The sequence below is a fragment of the Kitasatospora sp. NPDC114501 genome, from assembly GCF_055633695.1.
This window is the reverse complement of the sequence record NZ_JBVKDS010000020.1, coordinates 48,910-65,414: the sequence shown is the minus strand read 5'-3', so window position 1 is coordinate 65,414 and position 16,505 is coordinate 48,910. Positions and strand designations below refer to the sequence as shown.

The following is a 16,505-nucleotide window of genomic DNA, read 5'->3' as shown; positions in this document are numbered from 1 at the left end:
GGGGCTTGACGGCCAGTCAGGTCACCTCAGGGGGCGCCGGCGCGTCGAGGAGGCCGGCCACCAGCCGACGGGCGTAGGCGGCGTCGAGGCCGGAGGGGCGGAAGAGGATGCGGTACATCAGGGGGGCGACGAGGCGGTCCATGGCGGTCTCGACCCCGGGGGTGTCCTCGCCGCGGGCGCGGGCCCGGGCGAGGACGAGGTCGAGCTGCTCGGCCGCGTAGGCCGAGCACTGGCCGGCGTTGCCGCCGTCCGGGTCGCCGAGCAGGGCGTCGCGGACGTAGGCGCGGCCGGAGGCGGAGCCCATCTCGTCCAGGAACTGTTCGGCCCAGGCCGTGAGGTCCGCGCGCAGGTCGCCGTGGTCCTGCGGCTCGGTGTCGGGGCGCAGCCGCTCCACCGCGACGTCCGACAGCAGTTCGGCGAGGTCGCCCCAGCGGCGGTAGACCGTGGACGGGGTGACTCCGGCCCGCTGGGCGACCATCGGCACGGTGAGCTGCTCGCGGCCCACCTCCGCGAGCAGCTCGCGCACCGCGGTGTGCACCGCCTCCTGGACCCGGGCGCTGCGCCCGCCCGGGCGGACCATCTGCCGAGGACTCATACCGTCATCTTAAAGCGCTGCGCATTGCGTTAAGACGAGGGTGCGGGCAGGCCCCGGGGCGGGGCGGGCTCAGACCACCGGGGCGAGCGTCCACGCGGGCCGCGTCCGCTCGTAGGCGTGGCCGACCCGCAGCAGCGTCCGCTCGTCGAACGGCCGCCCGAGCAGTTGCAGGCCGATCGGCAGGCCCGCCGCGTCGCGGCCGGCCGGGACGGACAGGGCGGGCACGCCGGTGACGTTGGCCGGGGCGGAGAGCCGGACGTAGGCCTCCGAAACGCTCTCGGTGGTGCCGTCCGGCCAGCCGACCGCCTCCTGGCCGGCCCGGACCGCCGTCGTCGGCACCGTCGGGGCGGCGATCACGTCGACCTCCGCCAGGACCTCCGCCCACGCCGCCCGGATCATCGTCCGGGCGCGCTGGGCCCGCAGGTAGTCGCCCGCGCCGATCAGTTCGCCGGCCTCCAGCAGGACCCGGACGTCCGCCTGGTACAGCTCGGGCACGGTGCGCAGCGTGCGCGCGTGGTAGGCGGCGGCCTCCGGCGCGGTGAGGCCCCACAGGGTGGGCACGAGGTAGCGGGCCATCGGGATCCGGACCTCGACGGGCCGGGCGCCGAGCGCCTCCAGCTGCGCGACGGCGCGGTGGACGGCGTCCGCCACCTCCGCGTCGACGTGGTCGACGAAGTGGTCGCTCGGCACGCCGACCCGCACGCCCCTCAGGTCCGGTTCCCGCTCCGGCCGGTAGTCGACGGCGGGGGCGGCCACCGAGGCCGGGTCGCGCGGGTCGTGCCCGGCGAGGGCGGCCAGGACCAGGGCGGCGTCCTCGACGGTGCGGGTGATCGGCCCGACGTGGTCGAGCGACCAGGACAGCGAGGTCACGCCGTGCCGGGGCACCAGCCCGTAGGTGGGCTTGAGGCCGACCACCCCGTTCAGCGCGGCGGGCACCCGGATCGAGCCGCCGGTGTCGGTGCCGAGGGCGAAGGTCGCCGTGCCGGCGGCCACCGCGACGGCGGATCCGCCGCTGGAGCCTCCGGCGACCCGGCCGCCGTCCCGGGCGTTGCGGGTCTGCGGGGTGGTCAGGCCGTAGGCGAACTCGTGGGTGTGGGTCTTGCCGGCCAGGACGGCGCCGGCGGCCCGCAGCCGGGCGGCGACCGTGCTGTCGGCGGCCGCGCGGTGGCCGTCCCGGACCCGGGAGCTGGCGGTGGTGGGCGTTCCGGCGACGTCGATCAGGTCCTTGAGCCCGACCGGGACGCCGTGCAGCGGCCCCCGGTACCGGCCCCGGGCGATCTCCCGCTCGGCCTCGCGCGCCGCGTCCCGGGCCTGCTCGGCGGCGACGGCGACGTACGCGCCGAGGTGCGGCTCCACCCGGTCGATGCGGCCGAGGACGGAGTCGACCAGCTCCACGGGGGACAGCCGCCGGTCCCGGATCTCCGTCGCGGCGGCGGCGAGGGTCAGCTCATACGGCCGCATCGGGGTGCTCCTCTCCCACGCGGTAGGCGGCGGCGGGCGGGGTGTCCCCGAAGTCCAGCTCGCGCAGGACGGCGACGACGGAACGGATGTGCTCGGCGGTGGCCGCGACCTCGGCGTGGCGTTCGGCCGGCAGGTCGAGTCCGGCCCGGGCGGCCCAGCGGGCCGCCTCGGGCGGGGTCAGTTCGGGGGAGGACATGGGTGCGCTCCTGATCGAGGGCGGCGGGGCGGGGTCGCGAAGGCGAGGTGCCCCGCACCAAAAGCCAAGGGTTTGCGTTAACGCGACTGTAGGTTCTACCGTCGCACTAACGCAAACAAATGGCTTTTACAGCGGAGGAGCCTCTCCCATGCCCCTTGCCCCTACCCCGTCCTGGAGGGTCGGCGACCTCACCGTCCACCGCGTCGACGAAGTCCCGCTGCCGCCCGCCACCGGACGGTGGCTGCTGCCCGACGCCACCCCCGAGGTGGTGGCCGGCCAGGAGTGGCTGCGCCCCCACTTCGCCGACGCCGACGGTGTGCCGCGCCTGCACAGCCACAGCTTCGCCTTCGTCCTGGACGGCCTGCGGGTGCTCGTCGACACCGGCATCGGCAACGGCAAGCAGCGGGCCGACCCGGCCTGGCACGACCTGCGCACCGACTATCCGCAGCGCCTCACCGCCGCCGGCTTCCCGCCGGACACCGTCGACCTCGTGGTCCTCACCCACCTCCACGCCGACCACGTCGGCTGGAACACCCGGGACGTGGACGGCACGTGGGTGCCCACCTTCCCCCGGGCGCGGTACGTCACCGCCCGGGCCGAACGGGAGTTCTGGGCCGGGTACGCGATGGAGGAGGCGCGCCGGCAGATGTTCCGCGACTCCGTGCTCCCGGTCGAACGGGCCGGCCTGCTGGACCTGGTCGACGTCCCGGCCGAGGGCCTGCGGATCCTCCCGGGCCTGCGCCTGCTCCCCACCCCCGGCCACACCCCGGGCCACGTCGCCGTCGAACTGACCAGCCGGGGCCGGACGGCGCTGATCACCGGCGACTGCGTCCACCACCCCGTCCAGCTCGCCCACCCCGCCATCGGCGCCTGCGTCGACATCGACCCCCGGCGGTCCGAGACCACCCGCCGGGAGCTGCTCGCCTCCCTCGCCGGCACGGACACCCTGCTGCTGGGCACCCACTTCGCCCCGCCCACCGCCGGGCACGTCCTCGCCCACGGGGACGGCTACCGGCTGCGGCCCGTCCCCCCGGCCTGACCGCCGTCGGCACCGGGCGCCTCCATCGGGAGCGTCCGGACGGCGAGCAGCGCGGTGTCGTCCGTCAGCCGGCCGCCGGTGTGCCGGACGACCGCGGCGGCCACCTCGTCGACCAGGCGCCCGGGGTCGGCCGCCCCCGGACCGCCGGCCAGCCGCTCCAGGTGGTCGCGTAGAGAGAAGAAGACTCCCGCCCGGTCGCGGGCCTCGGTCACCCCGTCCGAGACGATCAGGACCGTCTCGTCCGGGCCCAGGCGCAGCCGCCGCACCTCCGGCAACCCGCCGGCCAGCCGAGCCAGCCCGATCGGCGCGCCGTTGCCCGGCGGCAGCTGCCACACCCCCGCGGGGCCGAGCACATGGGGGCTGTCGTGGCCGAAGTTGACCACCTCCACCTCCCCCGGCGCGTCGGCGGGGAACCAGAGGACCACCGCCGTGGCGAACCGCTCCTCCCGCTCCCCCAACCGCTCCGCCAGCAGGTTCTGCCGGAGCAGCCGCTCCTCCAGCCAGGCCGCGACGGTGGCCAGGTCCCCCTCGTGGAAGGCGGCCTCCCGGAAGCAGCCCACCAGGGCCGCCGCCGCGGAGACGGCCGGCAGGCCCTTGCCCTGGACGTCGCCGAGGATCACCCGGGCCCCGAACGGGGTGGCCAGCACGTCGTAGAAGTCGCCGCCCACCCGGGCCTCGACGTCCGCGGCCAGGTAGCGCGCCGCCGAGTCCACCCCGCCCCACCCCGGCGGCACCGGGCGCAGCACCACCTGCCGGGTCGTCTCGGCCGCGCCCTGGAGATGGCGGACGTAGGCGGCGGCCTGAGCGCGGAACACGCTGATCGGCACCGAGAGCACGGCCCCGGCGATCACCAGCAGGAAGTCCTCGGTCCCCTGCGACTTGCCCCAGATGCTGTCGAGGGCCGGGTAGGCGGCGACGGCGAGGAGGGCGAACAGCGTGGTGACCACCGGCCCGCAGAGCCCGGCGGCCACCACGGGGACCATCACCAGCCAGCTGACGGACGCGAAGGAGACCGGCGTGACCGCGTCCACGCCCACCACCAGCGCGAACACCGCCACGGGCACCAGCCAGGACCGGTGGCCGTACCGGATCAGGATCGGCATCCGCTGCCCCGGCTCCTCCACGGAACGCACCCGCAAGCCGTCCCTCCCCTTCTCGCGTCCCTCCCCCGCGTTCCCGGGTGCCCCGCGCGACGCGGCGCCGCCGGGCGGAGGCTGCGCCCACGGTACGGGGGCGGGCCCCGGCGGAGGCGGCGCGGCGGCGTCGCGGCCCCGGCGCTCGCACGTTCGGCCCAGTCGCGCCGCTGCTGCGGCGGGCCGCCCCGGCCCCGCCGCTCCTTCCTCAGAGCGCGGCCGCCACCGCTGCCGCGACGAACAGCACCTGCAGCGCGGTGCGTGCCGGCAGCGGGGTGACGGGCTTGCCGGCGAGGGTGCCGCCGGTGCGGGCGGCGTACACGTTGGCGGGGAACATCGCGAGCATCAGCAGGGCGAGCCCGACGGCGGCGTAGGGGGCGAGCGGCGGGACGAGCAGCCCGGCGGCGCCGGCCAGTTCGAGGACGCCGGTGAGCGTGACCAGCAGCGCGGCGCGAGGCAGGGCCGGCGGGATCATCGCGACGAAGTCGCGCCGGAAGGCGGGCAGGAAGTGCGGCACGCCGGTGGTGACGAACATCAGGGCGAGGGCACCGCGGACGGCCGGCTGCCAGGCGTCGAGGGAGTCGACAGCGAGCAGTCCGAGCAGGCGCAGGACGGCGAAGCCGCCGAGGAGGGCGATGAGCGGGGCCATGGAGGCACTCCATCTTGTCACTGGAAAGATAATTTTGTCACTGGAAAGATTCGCGCGGACAGGCAATCTTGTCAATGCCTAGATATGCTCGTGGGGTCGTCGACGAGAGGGATGAACCATGGGCAGGGCCGAGAGCTACCACCACGGGAACCTGCGGAGGGCGGTGCTGGACGCCGCGCTGGAGGCGATCGCGGAGTCGGGGCCGTCGGGGTGGAGCCTGCGGGAGCTGGCGCGCCGGGCGGAAGTGTCGCACGCCGCTCCGGCGCACCACTTCGGGGACAAGGCCGGGGTGCTGACGGCGGTGGCGGCCGAGGGCTTCGCGCTGTTCGCGGACGCCCTGGAGCGGGCCGCGGGGGACCCGTACGGCTCGGGTGTCGCGTACGTGCGGTTCGCGGTGGACCACCGGGCGTACTTCGAGGTGATGTTCCGGCCGGAGCTCTACCGGGCGGACGACCCGGAGATGGCCGCGGCCCGGGACCGGGCCGGCGCGGTGCTGGCGGCGAGCGGGCGGAAGCTGTCACGCGGGGAGGGGACCGACCGGGCGACGACGATCGCCGCGTGGTCGCTGGCGCACGGCTTCGCGAGCCTGTGGCTGAACGGCGCGCTGCCGGAGAGCCGGGACGGCGGAGACGTGGAGGAACTGGCCCAGGAGGTGCTGCGGGTGATGTTCCGGGGCCCGGAGTAGGAAGCCGGAGGCCCGGCTTCCGGTCGCAGGTCGAACGCGCCTGCCGGATCCGGCGCGGCCTCGGCCGGCCCGTGGTCACGGCGGCGAAGCCGGCCGCGAGGGCGATGCCGGCCTTGTGGACGAATCGCCTGGGAGACCCTCCTGAGGAACCGTGACGTCGTGGTACGGGCGCGTTCGGCGCCCGGTCGTCGGTCTCCGGGGCCGCCGGGCCGCTCCTCGAGCTGATCCGGCCTGGGGCGCAGCTCCTGGTCGCCCCTGCTGCGGACCTCCGGCACCGGCGGCTTCCAGCGCATCCACAGACCATGGGCTCCTCTCCGGTGGCGGCCAGGGTCAGGTGCGCTTGAAGAACTCCACCTCCGAGAGCGCGATGGCGCGGCCCGGGCCGGTTCCGGCGGCCTCCTTGACGGTGAGCTTCACCTGGGTGACGTCGCTGATGCCGGTCGGCAGGGTCTGCGGGCCCGGCTGGTCGTTGAGCGAGACCTGCTGGCTGTGGACCTCGCCGTCCTCCGACGTGACGTCCAGGGTGAGGACGATCGGCCGCCCCTGCTGCTGGAAGTGCTGCGGGTCCACCGAGTCGCCCGTGTGGACGATCAGGTCCACCAGCCGGAACGGGGTGCGGAAGGAGAAGGTGACGGAGTCCCCGATCGCGGGTGCGCCCCAGTAGGTGTTGCTGAGGCCGTCGTCGGCGGCGGCGGCGGGATGGCCCTCGACGGCGGCGCTCGCCGAGGTGGCGGAGGGGGTGATCGGCGCGGTGCCGCGGAGCTTGTCCAGCACGTCCTGGAAGACCGTCTGGCCCACCGGGTACAGCAGGATCCCGGCGACGACCACCGCGATCAGGGCGAGCAGGGCGATGGTGCGGCGCAGCGCGTTGCCCGAGCCGCCGATCCGGACCCGGCGCCGGAACGGCCAACGGGTGCGCCACCAGGGCAGTTCGGGCGGGGCCTGGGTGGGGGTGAGCGGTGCGGCGCAGCGGCGGCAGAACTTCCGCTCGGGCAGGTTGGGCGTGCCGCACCGGGGGCAGGGCGGGCCGTCCTGGGTCTCGACGGCCTCGACCGCCCGGCTGACCGGGCGGGGCGCGACCGGCTTGGCGGGCTGGACGGCCACCGGGTCGGTCTGCGGGGCGGGGGCGGGCGCGGGGACCGGGGTACGCGCGGGGGCCGGCCGTACGGGGGCGGTGCTCGGGCGTACCGGGGCGGTGCTCGGCCGTACGGGCTCGGCGGTGGGCGGGGGCGACGGCTCGGGGGCGGCCGTGGGCTCGGCACGCGGGGCGGGCGGCTGCTCCGCCTTGGCGTCCGCCTCGGCCTCCGCCCTGACATCGGCCCTGGCCTCTCCCCTGGCCTCCGCCGCCCGCGTGCGGGCCGTCCGGCGCGAGGCGCTCCGGCGGGTGGTCTCCGCGGGTGCGGGAGCGGGCTCGGGGACCGGCTCCGGGGCGGGCGCGGGCTCGGGCGTCGGCTCGGGCTCGGCCCGCGCGGGTACGGCCACCGGCCCGGCCGTCGGCGCGGCCGGAGCCGTCGGGGCGGCAGCGGTGCCGTGCGACCAGCCGAGGTAGGCGCCGCAGTTGCCGCAGAAGTCGTCCCCCTCGCCGTTGGCCGTTCCGCATTCGGGGCACACCGGCATCCGTCAGTCCTCCGCTCGCCCGGGTGGGCCGGGCAGGATCTCCACCCGGCAGGTCAGATGGACGGGGCAGCCCGCCCTGACGACGGACCGCACCTGGTCCTCGTCCGGCGCCGGCCCGCGCAGCGGCCAGACCCGCACCAGCACCTCGCCGCTGGGCGCGGGCGGCAGCGGGGCGTCCGGGTCGGTGGACCAGGCGGCGCCGCCGCCGTCCACGATCTCGGCTCCGGCGCCGAGCACCAGCCGCAGCCGTTCGGTGAGGCCGCGCCGGGTGCCGCGCCAGCGGTGCAGCTCCACCGCCCGCTCGACCACCGCCCGGCGCACCTCCACCGGCCAGGCCGGGTCCACCTCGACCGCGACCCAGGAGGCCAGCCAGTCGAGGAAGTCGGGTGGCGCGAGGGCGGGTCGGAAGTACGCGGGCAGGTTGTCCAGGGTCGCGAAGACCGGGGCGAGGACGGTGTCCAGGCCGGCCGTGAACCGCTGGGCGAGGTCGTCGTCGGCGAACAGCGCGGGCAGCAGTTCGCCGATCGGGTGCGGGCTGGGCAGCCCGGGGACGGCCGCCCGGGTCACGACACACCGTCCTCGGCGACCGCGGTCACCACGACCTGGTGCTGGTGGGAGAAGACCAGGGCGTCCGCCGGGACCTCCACCCGCTCGGCGGGCGCGCCCCGGCGTCCGGTGATCGGGTCGGCGGGGAACAGCCGCAGTTCCTCGACGCCCGCGACGGCGGCCACCCGCTGGAGCACCGCGAACACCTCCCCGTACTGCACGGCCCGGCCGAACGGCCAGCCCGAGCCGTCGGCGCCGCCGCGCAGCGGGTTGAGGTACCGGTAGAGCTCGGCGAGCACCTCCTCGCGGACCCGGTCGGGGTCGGCGGCGCGGGTGGTGAGCCGGGCGACCACCGTCACGCCCTGGTAGGCGGGGGGCTGGACGACCAGCCGGGTGCCGATCAGCCGCCGTTCGTCGAGGGCGGTCGCGACGGCGGCCAGCATCTGCTCGTCGGGGATCAGCTGCTCGAAGCGCAGCCGGTCGCCCTCGTCCGCGACGGCGTCGGGGACCACCAGCACCCGCACCGCCCCCGCCTCCCCGCCGGCGGCGGGCAGGCAGCTGATCCGGGCGGCGGACGGCGCGGCCTGCCGGGCGATCAGCTCGAAGTCCCCGGCGGTGACGGCACGTTCCTGCAAGCGCAGCTGGTGCGGGGCGCGGGCCTTGGCGTTCTCGACGGTCTCGCCGTCGACCCCGCCCCGGGCCGCCTCCCGGTTGTCCACCCGGGCGATGTACGGGACGGAGCTGCGCAGCACCGTGACGGTGCCGCGGGCGACGTTGCCGGCCGTCCCGCCGCCGGTGCGGTAGTGCGGGACGCGCAGTCGGGCGCCCTTGGGCGGTACGGCGCCGAAGGCGCGCAGGGTGCCGTCGGGTTCCCGGACGGCGGGCGGCAGGAGGAACTCGCCGGTGGTCGCGTCCAGCACCACGTGCCGGTCCGCGGGCGAGGAGTCGCCGAAGTGCTCGACGACCGTCCACCGTTCCCAGCCGTCGCCGGCCGAGACCTCGACCACCGGCGGCTCGCCGTCGAGCAGCACCGGGGGGCGGGCGAGCCGGAAGCGCTGGCCGGCGACGCCCTCGGAGGCGCCGAGCGGCGCGTCGGTGACGGTCTGGGCGTGGACGGCGGTCGCGGTGCCGCCGACCGTGAACACCTCGGCCCGACGGACGGTCGGGGACTCGGAGTAGAACGGCTGGCCCGGCCGCGGCTCGGTGACCCGGCAGCGCAGCCAGCCGGCCCGCCGGCCCGCGACCACCGAGGCGGTGTGCCCGGCGGGCACGAAGACGACCACTTCGCCGGGCCGGTTGAGGCCGCCGGTGGTGTCCTCGCCGGTCTCGCAGGCGATCCAGCGGGCGCCGTCCCAGACCTCCCAGGCCAGTGGCGGCTGGCGCGGGTCGACGCCGACGCCCTCCACCCGGCTGTCGAGGCGGACGACCAGGATGCAGCGCGGCACCACGGCCGGCAGGGCGAAGAGCATGGCGTCCCCGGCCACCGGGCGGGGCTGGAAGCACGGCACGTCCGCGCCGTCGGCCAGCCGGGCCGTGCCGTCGGACTGCTCGCCGGAGGCGGAGACGGTGACCAGCCGCTCCAACGAGCTGGGGACGATCGGCAGGTCCTCGGCGGTGGAGAAGACCACCGCGTCGTCGGTCTCGGTGCGCAGGGTGGAGACTTCGGTGCCGGCCCGCAGCAGGACCGTCTCGGTCTGCGGGGCGGAGAGCCAGAAGTCGACCTCGGCCCGGGCGGCGGCCGGCGGGAAGAGCCGGATGCCGAGCAGGTCGAGGAAGGCGGAGTAGTTCTTCTCCGGCACCCGGTTCAGCCGGTAGAGCAGCTGGTCCACCAGGTAGGCGAAGGTCTCGATCAGGGTGACGCCCGGATCGGAGACGTTGTGGTCGGTCCACTCCGGGGCGCGCTGCTGGACGTACCGCTTGGCCTCGTCGACGAGCTGCTGGAAGCGGCGGTCGTCCAGGTTCGGGGAGGGCAGGGCCATCAGCGCGCACCCCCGTCGGTCGCGCCGGACTCCACGGCGGGGTGCTCCGGGATGGTGTAGAAGGGGAAGACCAGGTTGCGGCGGTCGTTGGTGGCCCGCACGGTGTAGTGGACGTCGATGTAGAGCGTGCCCTCCTCGACGCTGTCGAAGGCGATCACCACGTCGTCGACCTCGATCCGCGGCTCCCAGCGTTCCAGCGCGATGCGCACCTCGCGGGCGATCCGCCCGGCGGTGGTGCTGTCGCCCGGGGCGAAGACGTACTCGTGGATGCCGCAGCCGAACTCGGGGCGCATCGGCCGCTCGCCGGGGGCGGTGCCGAGGATCAGCCGGATCGCCTCCGCGAGCTCCCGGTCCCGGTCCACCATGCCGATGCCGCCGGTGGCGTTCACCCGCAGCGGGAACGCCCAGCCCCGGCCTATGAAGCTCCCGCTCACGCCGCGCCCCCGATCAGCACGTTGAGCGCGCCACTGGTGATGGTGGCGCCGCAGGCCGTCTTGTCGCCCAGGCGGGCCGCAGGCAGGCCGCCGATCAGCACCACGCCCCCGGTCACCGCGCCCGGGGAGGGAGCCACCACGTTTCCGGGGCCCAGGGCCAGGTGCGGGGGGACGGCGCAGGCGTGGAGACTGCCGACCACCGCGGCGGGGCGGCCGCCGATCAGCACGGTCGCCACCCTGAGGGCGCCTGGCGGCGGGGTGGTGAGGGCGCCTCCGTGGTCGGTGAGGTCGCCGGTCCGGGCTGCGGGGGGCATGGGCGGTCCATACCTTTCTTCGTGGGGCTGGTTGGGCTCGTTCGGGCCACTCGACATACTGCCACTGCTTCTTGACGTTACGTCAGTTGATGTGCACGAACGCCCCCTTGAGCACCGCCTGGGCGCCGCCGTCCACGGTGACGGAGGTCGTGCCCCGGACGGTGACCGATCCGCCGCGCACGTTCACCGCGCCGGTGCCCGCGTCCAGGGTGATGCCGGCGGAGGAGAGCCGCACCGTGCTGCCGGCCGCGCCGCCGAGGCCGTGGACGGTGAGCACGATCTCGCCGCGCTGCTGGTCCAGGCTGACCTCCAGCTTGCCGTCCCCGCTGGCCAGCCGGACGCCGGACCTGCCGCCGGGCACGTCCAGCAGTTCCATCCGGTGGCCCGAACGGGACACCACGGAACGGCGGTTGACCTTGCCGGAGGCCGCGTCGACCAGCGGCACGTCGTGCGGGGAGGGCCGGTCCACGCCGTTGTAGAGCCCGCCCAGTACGTACGGGCTGTCCAGGTCGCCCTGCTCGAAGCCGACCAGCACCTCGTCGTTGACCTCGGGGCTGACCACGCCGCCGCCCCCGGCGCCGCCCCACTGCACGGTGCGCACCCAGTCGGAGACGTAGGTGTCGTCCAGCCAGGGGAACTTCAGCTTCACCCAGCCGCGCTGGCCGCCGCCCGGCTCGCGGACGTCGGTGACCACGCCGACGGCCAGGCCCGGCATCCGGGGTCCGCGCGGCGGCGCGTTGCCGCCGCTGGTCAGGCCGGCCAGCGAGCGGTCGGGGGCGGCGCTGACCACCACGGTGGTCCGGTAGCCGCGGAACGGTTCGAGCAGGTGGCGCACCCCGGTGGCGGTGTAGCGGCCGGAGAAGGCGGCGCCGACGTTGCCCAGGGCGACCGCGGTGCCCGCCCGCAGCCGCGGGTTGCCCTCGGCGACCACCTCCAGCTCGCCGAATCCGGACGCCACCGAGGCGGCCAGCGACCGGGCCACCGAGGCGGTCTCGGCCTGGGTGCGGTACGGGGTGTCGGCGACGGTCAGCTTGGCCTTGCCGGGGAACGCGGAGGCCACCGCCGAGGGGCTCATCCCCGGCTGCACCGTCCGGGAGGTCACCGCGGGCTCGGTGGCGACCAGGGCGCTCTTGGTGGTGACGTTCCAGCCGCGCGCCTCGACCGTGTCCGCCCCTCCGGCGCCGGTCAGCACGCCGCGCAGCTCCAGCAGGTTGCGGCCGTACTCCAGCACCAGCGGGTTCTGCGGCGCGGGCGTGGAGGGGGCCGGTGCGCCGGAGGCGGGATCGGGCCGGACGAACTCCAGCCTCCCGTCGTCGTCCACCCGCACCTGGGCGCCGCTCTCCTGCGCCAGGAACTGGAGGAACTCCCAGTCCGGGACGTTCGCCTGGGAGAGCTGCTGGTGGACGACCGGGAAGGAGTCGACCTTCCCGCAGGTCAGGCCCGCGCCCGCGGCGACCTGACGGACGATGTCGGCGGTCGTCATGTTCCGGAAGGCCTTCACCCGGCGCCCGCGCATCAGCCGGTGGGTGAGCGCCGAGGCCCGCACCACGGTGTACGAGCCCGTGGTGTCCACCTCCAGCTCCAGCGCGGTCACCTCGCCGGTGAACAGCCGCGCCCGGGTGTTCCCCTGGACGGTGACCACGGACACCTTCAGCGGGGTGCCGATGGTGATCCCGGTGGCGGAGAGGAAGGTGTGGTTCGCGTCCCGGAAGGACAGCACCGCGGTGTCGGGCAGGCCGACGCTCTCCTCGATGTCGCAGGAGACCAGCTGGGTCGCCCAGATCGGCGGCAGCGGACCCGGCGCCTCGACGACGGGATCGGCGGCGAAGGAGCGGCCGCCACGGGCCTCGGGAGTGGTCATGACCGTCCGTCCGGGGTGAGTCCGCTCCGGGCCGGTCCGCTCCGGGTGAGCTCCTCGATGCCCGGCACGATCAGGTCCGCGCCGGGGACCAGCACCAGCGGATCGTCGATGTCGTTGGCCTCGGCGATGGTGCGCCAGGCGGTGGCGTCCCCGTACGCGCGCCAGGCGAGCAGCGGCAGGCTGTCGCCCGCGACCACCCGGTGGGTGCTGCGGGCCTCCGGCGAGCCCGAGGTCGGGTTCTGGCCGGCCGGGTCGACGCTGGCCTCGTCGATGGTGAGCGAGCAGACCGCGCGCAGCGGCTTCCCGTCGACGTCGAAGAGCGAGTAGGTGACCGAGAGGCCGGTCAGCACCCCGTTGAACGACGTGGTCTTCAGGGTGCCCCAGTCCAGCCGGATCCACGGGCTGGCCGGCGTCTTGCGCGCCAGGCTGGCCGGGGTGGGCACACAGGCCGTCATCAGCTGCTCCACCGCCCGCTCCACCGAGTTGTCGTGGGTCGCGGTGGAGTCCAGGAACACGTCGAGGGAGAGGGAGCGCGGACCGCTGCCGACGAACTCGGGCAGCGCGGACTCCCCCGCCATCCGGGACGGGGTGCGCCGCCACTCGGTGGTCTTGCGCAGCACCAGGGTCGCCGGGTTGAACTGGAGCCGCAGCTGGGCGAGCGTCCCGCCGGGCTGGGCGCCGACCGTCGACGGTGGCTCCATGATGGTCAGTTGGGCCCGGGTGACGCTCGCGGGGACCGCTGGGGACATCCTGGTGCTCCTTCCGTGGGTCGGGTGGCGGGGGGCTGGTGGGCCGGGTGGCTGGCGGGCGGGGCGGCCGGTGGGCGGGGTGGGTCAGGAGGGGCGGAGGCCCGCGTGGGCGATCTCCAGGGTCTCCGTCGCGGCCTGGGAGTTGGCGGGATCGAAGGACGGGCCGTCCCAGCGCACCGGGACGATCCCCTGGATCTGCCAGCCGATGATCCGGCTCAGGTCCGGCCGCAGCGCCACGATCTCGCCGTCCTTCGGCTCTACCTTCCGGACGATCTCGGCCAGCCAGCGGGCGATCTTGGCGGTGTCCGCGGTGACCGCGCGGCTCAGCGTGATGTTCGACCAGGTGATGCGGCCCGGGAGCTGCCAGGCGAAGCCGTTGTTGCCGCCCTCCGCGTACTGCTCGATCTCGACCTGGGCTCCGAGTCCCGAGCAGGTGGTGAACTCGCCCAGGTCGTTGCCGCCGATGGTCAGACTGAAGAACACACTGGACGCGAAGATGTTGTCGGTCATCGGTTCCGTTCCCTGCTTCCGGTCACGTCGCTGCGGCCTGCTGTCGGCCGTCCGCCCTGGTCCACGTTCTGGTCCGCGCGCTGGTCCGCGTCGCGGTCCGGCTCAGCGGCGCATGTCGTACGGTTTGCCGCTGCGCTCCCGGCCCCTGCGCAGTTCGGTGCGCAGCAGCCGGCCCACCGGTTCGACCAGGCGCCGGGCCAGTTCGTCGAGGTCGGAGGGGTCGGCGTGCGCCTCGGCGGGTGGTCCGCCTGGGGCCTTCGCGGGGGACGTGGCGGGGGCGTGCGCGGCGGCCGCGTTCGCCGCGGGCGCGGCGGCCCTCGGTGAGGGGGCGAGTTGCACGGTGGTGGGCGTGCGCGCGGGCACCGCGGTCAGCGGCACCCCGGTCAGGCCCGCCTGCTCGGCGACCTGCTGCAACAGCCGTGCGGTGGCGGGCGAGGACGGGCCGGCGGCGGCGTGGCCGGTCGGCAGGGCGCGTGACACGACGGGCGCCGGTGCGGTGGCGCGTTGCGGAGTCGCCTGGGCCGCCTGGACCGCCGGAGCCGCCGTGGCCGCGACGGCGGGCGGCTGGACCGGAGCCGGCTGCGGGGGCCGGGAGGTGGCCGGGAGGCGCTGGACCGACGGGGCCGGTACGGGCCTGAGGCGGACGACCGGCGGGCCCGGGGCGGCCGCCGTGGCGGACGGCGAACCGGGGACACCGGTTCTGCGGGGGATGCCGGGGCTCGGGCGCCCTGCGGACGTCGGCGTGGTGGCGTCCTGCTGCGGTCCCCTGACACTCACCGTCCGGGCCGCTGTGCGGAGTTGGCCGGGTGCGGGCGCGACCGGGGCGGCGGCTGATGCCGCCGGGCCTCGGTGCGCTGACGAGGCGTCGGGTGTCGACGAGGCCGCCGTCCGACCGGCCGGTCGTTCCGACGGACGTCGGGAGAAGGCGCGTTGCACGGCGGCCACCACCCCGCGCGGCGCCTGCGCGGCGGAGGAACGGCTCGGCAGGGCGGCCGCCCCCGGGCTGTTGGGCCGTACCGGAGCCGCCGGGGAGCCCGGCTCCCTGGTCGCGGCGCCACCGGCCCCGGCGCCGGGCGAGTGCCGGGGGTGTGAGCGCTGCGGGGTGGTTCCGGTCACGGCCGGCGCGGCCACCGCTTCGCCGTCCGGACGGGACGCGAGTGCGTTGGGCCAGACGGCGGGGACCACGGGCCGGGCGGGCGCCGGGCGGGCGCCGGCGGGTGCGGAGGCACCGGTCGCGGGCGACGACGGCGGGACGGCCAGGGAGACCGTCATCCGTCGCTCGCCGAGCAACCCGCGCCGCCGGCCGGTGAGTTGGACGGCGCGCTGCACGCCGAGGCCGCCGGGGGCCGGGCGCGCGGGGACCGTCACGGGAACCACCGCGCCGCCGCCTCCGGGCGCGGCACCGGCGGGCCGTGTGCGGGCGCCGGGAGCGATCGGGCCCGCGGCGGCGGTGCCCGTCGCCCCCTGCGGGGCGTCGGGGACCGCCAGGCCTCCGGCCACCGGTCCACGGGGGCCTCGGTCCGCGCTCGGGTGCGTGCTCCGGCCACCGGCGGCCGGGGTGATCGGATCCGCCGATCGCCCGTCATCAGCGGTCCGGAACGGGGAGGCCGTCTCCCCCGGGCCGCCGCCGGGAAGCGGGGTGGCACGCTGCACGGGCAGCCCCTCACCGGCCACCGGCGAGGCGACGGCGGAGGATACGGCGGGGGCTGCGCCCGACGCCGGGGCCGTGATCCGCCGCCGCACCGGCCGGCTCCCGCCGAGCAGCGGAGCGGCGCCTCCCGCCACGGCCGCCGTCGGCGGCAGCGCGTCGAGCGGCGCGCCCAGGCCCCCGCGCGTACGGGCGGGAGCCGGGTCGGGCCCCACCGGTGCGGCGCGTTCCGGGGTCGGCGACGAGGAGGGTGCGGGCGTACCGGGCCCGGACGACGCGCGCTGGAGCGCTGCGTCAGCGGCGGGCCCACCACGATGGGCCGGGGCGGGAGTCGGGGTCTGGGCCGGGTCCGGCCGGACCGGCGCGGGGCGCTCGGGGGTCGGCGAGGAGGAGCCCGCGGGCGTACCGGCCCCGGACGGCGCGCGCTGGACGGACGCGGCAGCGGCGGGCCCTCGGTCGGGCCGGGACGGTAGCGGGCTGCCCGGTCCGCCGGCCGTACGGACGCGGCGGGTCTGGGACGACGTCGAAGCCCGGGACGAGGGCAAGGACGGAGACGGGGACGGGGACGGGGACGGCCGGACGTCACCGGGTCCGCCCGGCTCACGGCCGGTGGCCCCCGTCTCAGCGGGGACGACCGGCATGGCGGGCATGGCGGGCCTCGCGGGAGCACCCGAGGAGGCGCCGGAACGCTGGGGGCCGTCGGCGGCCACCGGGGTGGCGCTTGCGGGCAGCGCGGTCAACGGCGCGCCCAGGACCGGGCGGGCGGGTCCGGCGGCACCGGCCGTACCGGTCACGGCGGCGCGCTGGACCACCCCGTCGCCCGGCCCGTTCCGCGTGGGCGCGGAGGTGCCGGCCGGGCCCGACGCCGTCGGTACGGCGGTCTCGGGGCTCGGGGACGGGCGGAGCGCGGTGCGGGCCGGTTCTTCCGTCGCCGTCGCCGTCACCGTGGCCGCCATCGTCTCGGGCTGCGGCGGTCCCGGGGCCCGGCCGGGCCCCGGGACCGCCGCCAACGGGTGCACGGGCAGCGAACGGGGCCGCCGCGCCACGACCCGAGGGGAGCCGACAGAACGCGGAAGCCCCGGAAGGTCG

At 76.4% G+C, this 16,505-nt stretch carries 16 protein-coding genes; 2 read left to right on the top strand and 14 right to left on the bottom strand.

What is annotated here, in order from left to right:
- Window positions 1-16: 16 nt before the first annotated feature.
- The 3 genes from ACZ7RU_RS31960 to ACZ7RU_RS31950 all read right to left on the bottom strand — a co-directional run bounded on the left by ACZ7RU_RS31960 (window position 17) and on the right by ACZ7RU_RS31950 (window position 2,252).
- Window positions 17-595 carry a TetR/AcrR family transcriptional regulator gene (locus ACZ7RU_RS31960; protein WP_470344462.1) on the bottom strand — a complete coding sequence of 193 codons (579 nt, stop codon included), beginning with the start codon at window positions 593-595 and terminating at the stop codon, window positions 17-19.
- Between the two features lie 69 nt (window positions 596-664).
- Window positions 665-2,056 carry an amidase gene (locus ACZ7RU_RS31955; RefSeq protein WP_470344461.1) on the bottom strand — a complete coding sequence of 464 codons (1,392 nt, stop codon included), beginning with the start codon at window positions 2,054-2,056 and terminating at the stop codon, window positions 665-667.
- Window positions 2,043-2,252 (bottom strand): hypothetical protein, encoded by a 210-nt coding sequence (locus ACZ7RU_RS31950; RefSeq protein ID WP_470344460.1) that lies wholly within the window; start codon window positions 2,250-2,252, stop codon window positions 2,043-2,045. Before ACZ7RU_RS31950 ends, ACZ7RU_RS31955 begins: the two co-directional genes overlap by 14 nt.
- A 148-nt stretch (window positions 2,253-2,400) precedes the next feature.
- On the opposite strand from ACZ7RU_RS31950, the gene ACZ7RU_RS31945 reads away from it, so the two are divergent.
- Window positions 2,401-3,291 (top strand): MBL fold metallo-hydrolase, encoded by an 891-nt coding sequence (locus ACZ7RU_RS31945; protein WP_470344459.1) that lies wholly within the window; start codon window positions 2,401-2,403, stop codon window positions 3,289-3,291.
- On the opposite strand, the gene ACZ7RU_RS31940 is transcribed toward ACZ7RU_RS31945, so the two are convergent.
- Window positions 3,261-4,394 (bottom strand): PP2C family protein-serine/threonine phosphatase, encoded by a 1,134-nt coding sequence (locus ACZ7RU_RS31940; protein ID WP_470344458.1) that lies wholly within the window; start codon window positions 4,392-4,394, stop codon window positions 3,261-3,263. The genes ACZ7RU_RS31945 and ACZ7RU_RS31940 overlap by 31 nt on opposite strands.
- 238 nt (window positions 4,395-4,632) lie before the next feature.
- Window positions 4,633-5,073 carry a DoxX family protein gene (locus tag ACZ7RU_RS31935; RefSeq protein ID WP_470344457.1) on the bottom strand — a complete coding sequence of 147 codons (441 nt, stop codon included), beginning with the start codon at window positions 5,071-5,073 and terminating at the stop codon, window positions 4,633-4,635.
- A gap of 118 nt (window positions 5,074-5,191) precedes the next feature.
- Between ACZ7RU_RS31935 and ACZ7RU_RS31930 the strand changes: the two genes are divergently transcribed.
- Entirely contained in the window at window positions 5,192-5,758 is a 567-nt protein-coding gene (locus tag ACZ7RU_RS31930; RefSeq protein WP_470344456.1) for a TetR/AcrR family transcriptional regulator, read from the top strand.
- Between the two features lie 330 nt (window positions 5,759-6,088).
- On the opposite strand, the gene ACZ7RU_RS31925 is transcribed toward ACZ7RU_RS31930, so the two are convergent.
- The 9 genes from ACZ7RU_RS31925 to ACZ7RU_RS31885 form a co-directional block, all read right to left on the bottom strand.
- Window positions 6,089-7,375 (bottom strand): zinc ribbon domain-containing protein, encoded by a 1,287-nt coding sequence (locus ACZ7RU_RS31925; protein WP_470344455.1) that lies wholly within the window; start codon window positions 7,373-7,375, stop codon window positions 6,089-6,091.
- A gap of 3 nt (window positions 7,376-7,378) precedes the next feature.
- The gene (locus ACZ7RU_RS31920) at window positions 7,379-7,942 is read right to left on the bottom strand and encodes a phage tail protein (protein ID WP_470344454.1); all 564 of its coding nucleotides are present in this window, start codon (window positions 7,940-7,942) and stop codon (window positions 7,379-7,381) included.
- Complete coding sequence (locus ACZ7RU_RS31915; protein ID WP_470344453.1) at window positions 7,939-9,900, bottom strand: putative baseplate assembly protein; 1,962 nt, start codon at window positions 9,898-9,900, stop codon at window positions 7,939-7,941. Before ACZ7RU_RS31915 ends, ACZ7RU_RS31920 begins: the two co-directional genes overlap by 4 nt.
- Window positions 9,900-10,334, bottom strand: coding sequence for a GPW/gp25 family protein (locus ACZ7RU_RS31910; RefSeq protein WP_470344452.1), 435 nt, complete (start codon window positions 10,332-10,334; stop codon window positions 9,900-9,902). Before ACZ7RU_RS31910 ends, ACZ7RU_RS31915 begins: the two co-directional genes overlap by 1 nt.
- Window positions 10,331-10,648 (bottom strand): PAAR domain-containing protein, encoded by a 318-nt coding sequence (locus tag ACZ7RU_RS31905; RefSeq protein WP_470344451.1) that lies wholly within the window; start codon window positions 10,646-10,648, stop codon window positions 10,331-10,333. Before ACZ7RU_RS31905 ends, ACZ7RU_RS31910 begins: the two co-directional genes overlap by 4 nt.
- Before the next feature lie 82 nt (window positions 10,649-10,730).
- Window positions 10,731-12,509 (bottom strand): VgrG-related protein, encoded by a 1,779-nt coding sequence (locus ACZ7RU_RS31900; RefSeq protein ID WP_470344450.1) that lies wholly within the window; start codon window positions 12,507-12,509, stop codon window positions 10,731-10,733.
- Window positions 12,506-13,258 carry a CIS tube protein gene (locus tag ACZ7RU_RS31895; protein WP_470344449.1) on the bottom strand — a complete coding sequence of 251 codons (753 nt, stop codon included), beginning with the start codon at window positions 13,256-13,258 and terminating at the stop codon, window positions 12,506-12,508. The genes ACZ7RU_RS31900 and ACZ7RU_RS31895 overlap by 4 nt, the downstream gene beginning before the upstream one ends.
- 84 nt (window positions 13,259-13,342) lie before the next feature.
- Window positions 13,343-13,768: a phage tail protein gene (locus ACZ7RU_RS31890; protein WP_470344448.1), complete on the bottom strand. Its 426-nt coding sequence runs from the start codon at window positions 13,766-13,768 to the stop codon at window positions 13,343-13,345.
- A 102-nt stretch (window positions 13,769-13,870) separates the two neighbouring features.
- Window positions 13,871-14,248, bottom strand: coding sequence for a hypothetical protein (locus ACZ7RU_RS31885; RefSeq protein ID WP_470344447.1), 378 nt, complete (start codon window positions 14,246-14,248; stop codon window positions 13,871-13,873).
- Window positions 14,249-16,505 lie beyond the last annotated feature (2,257 nt).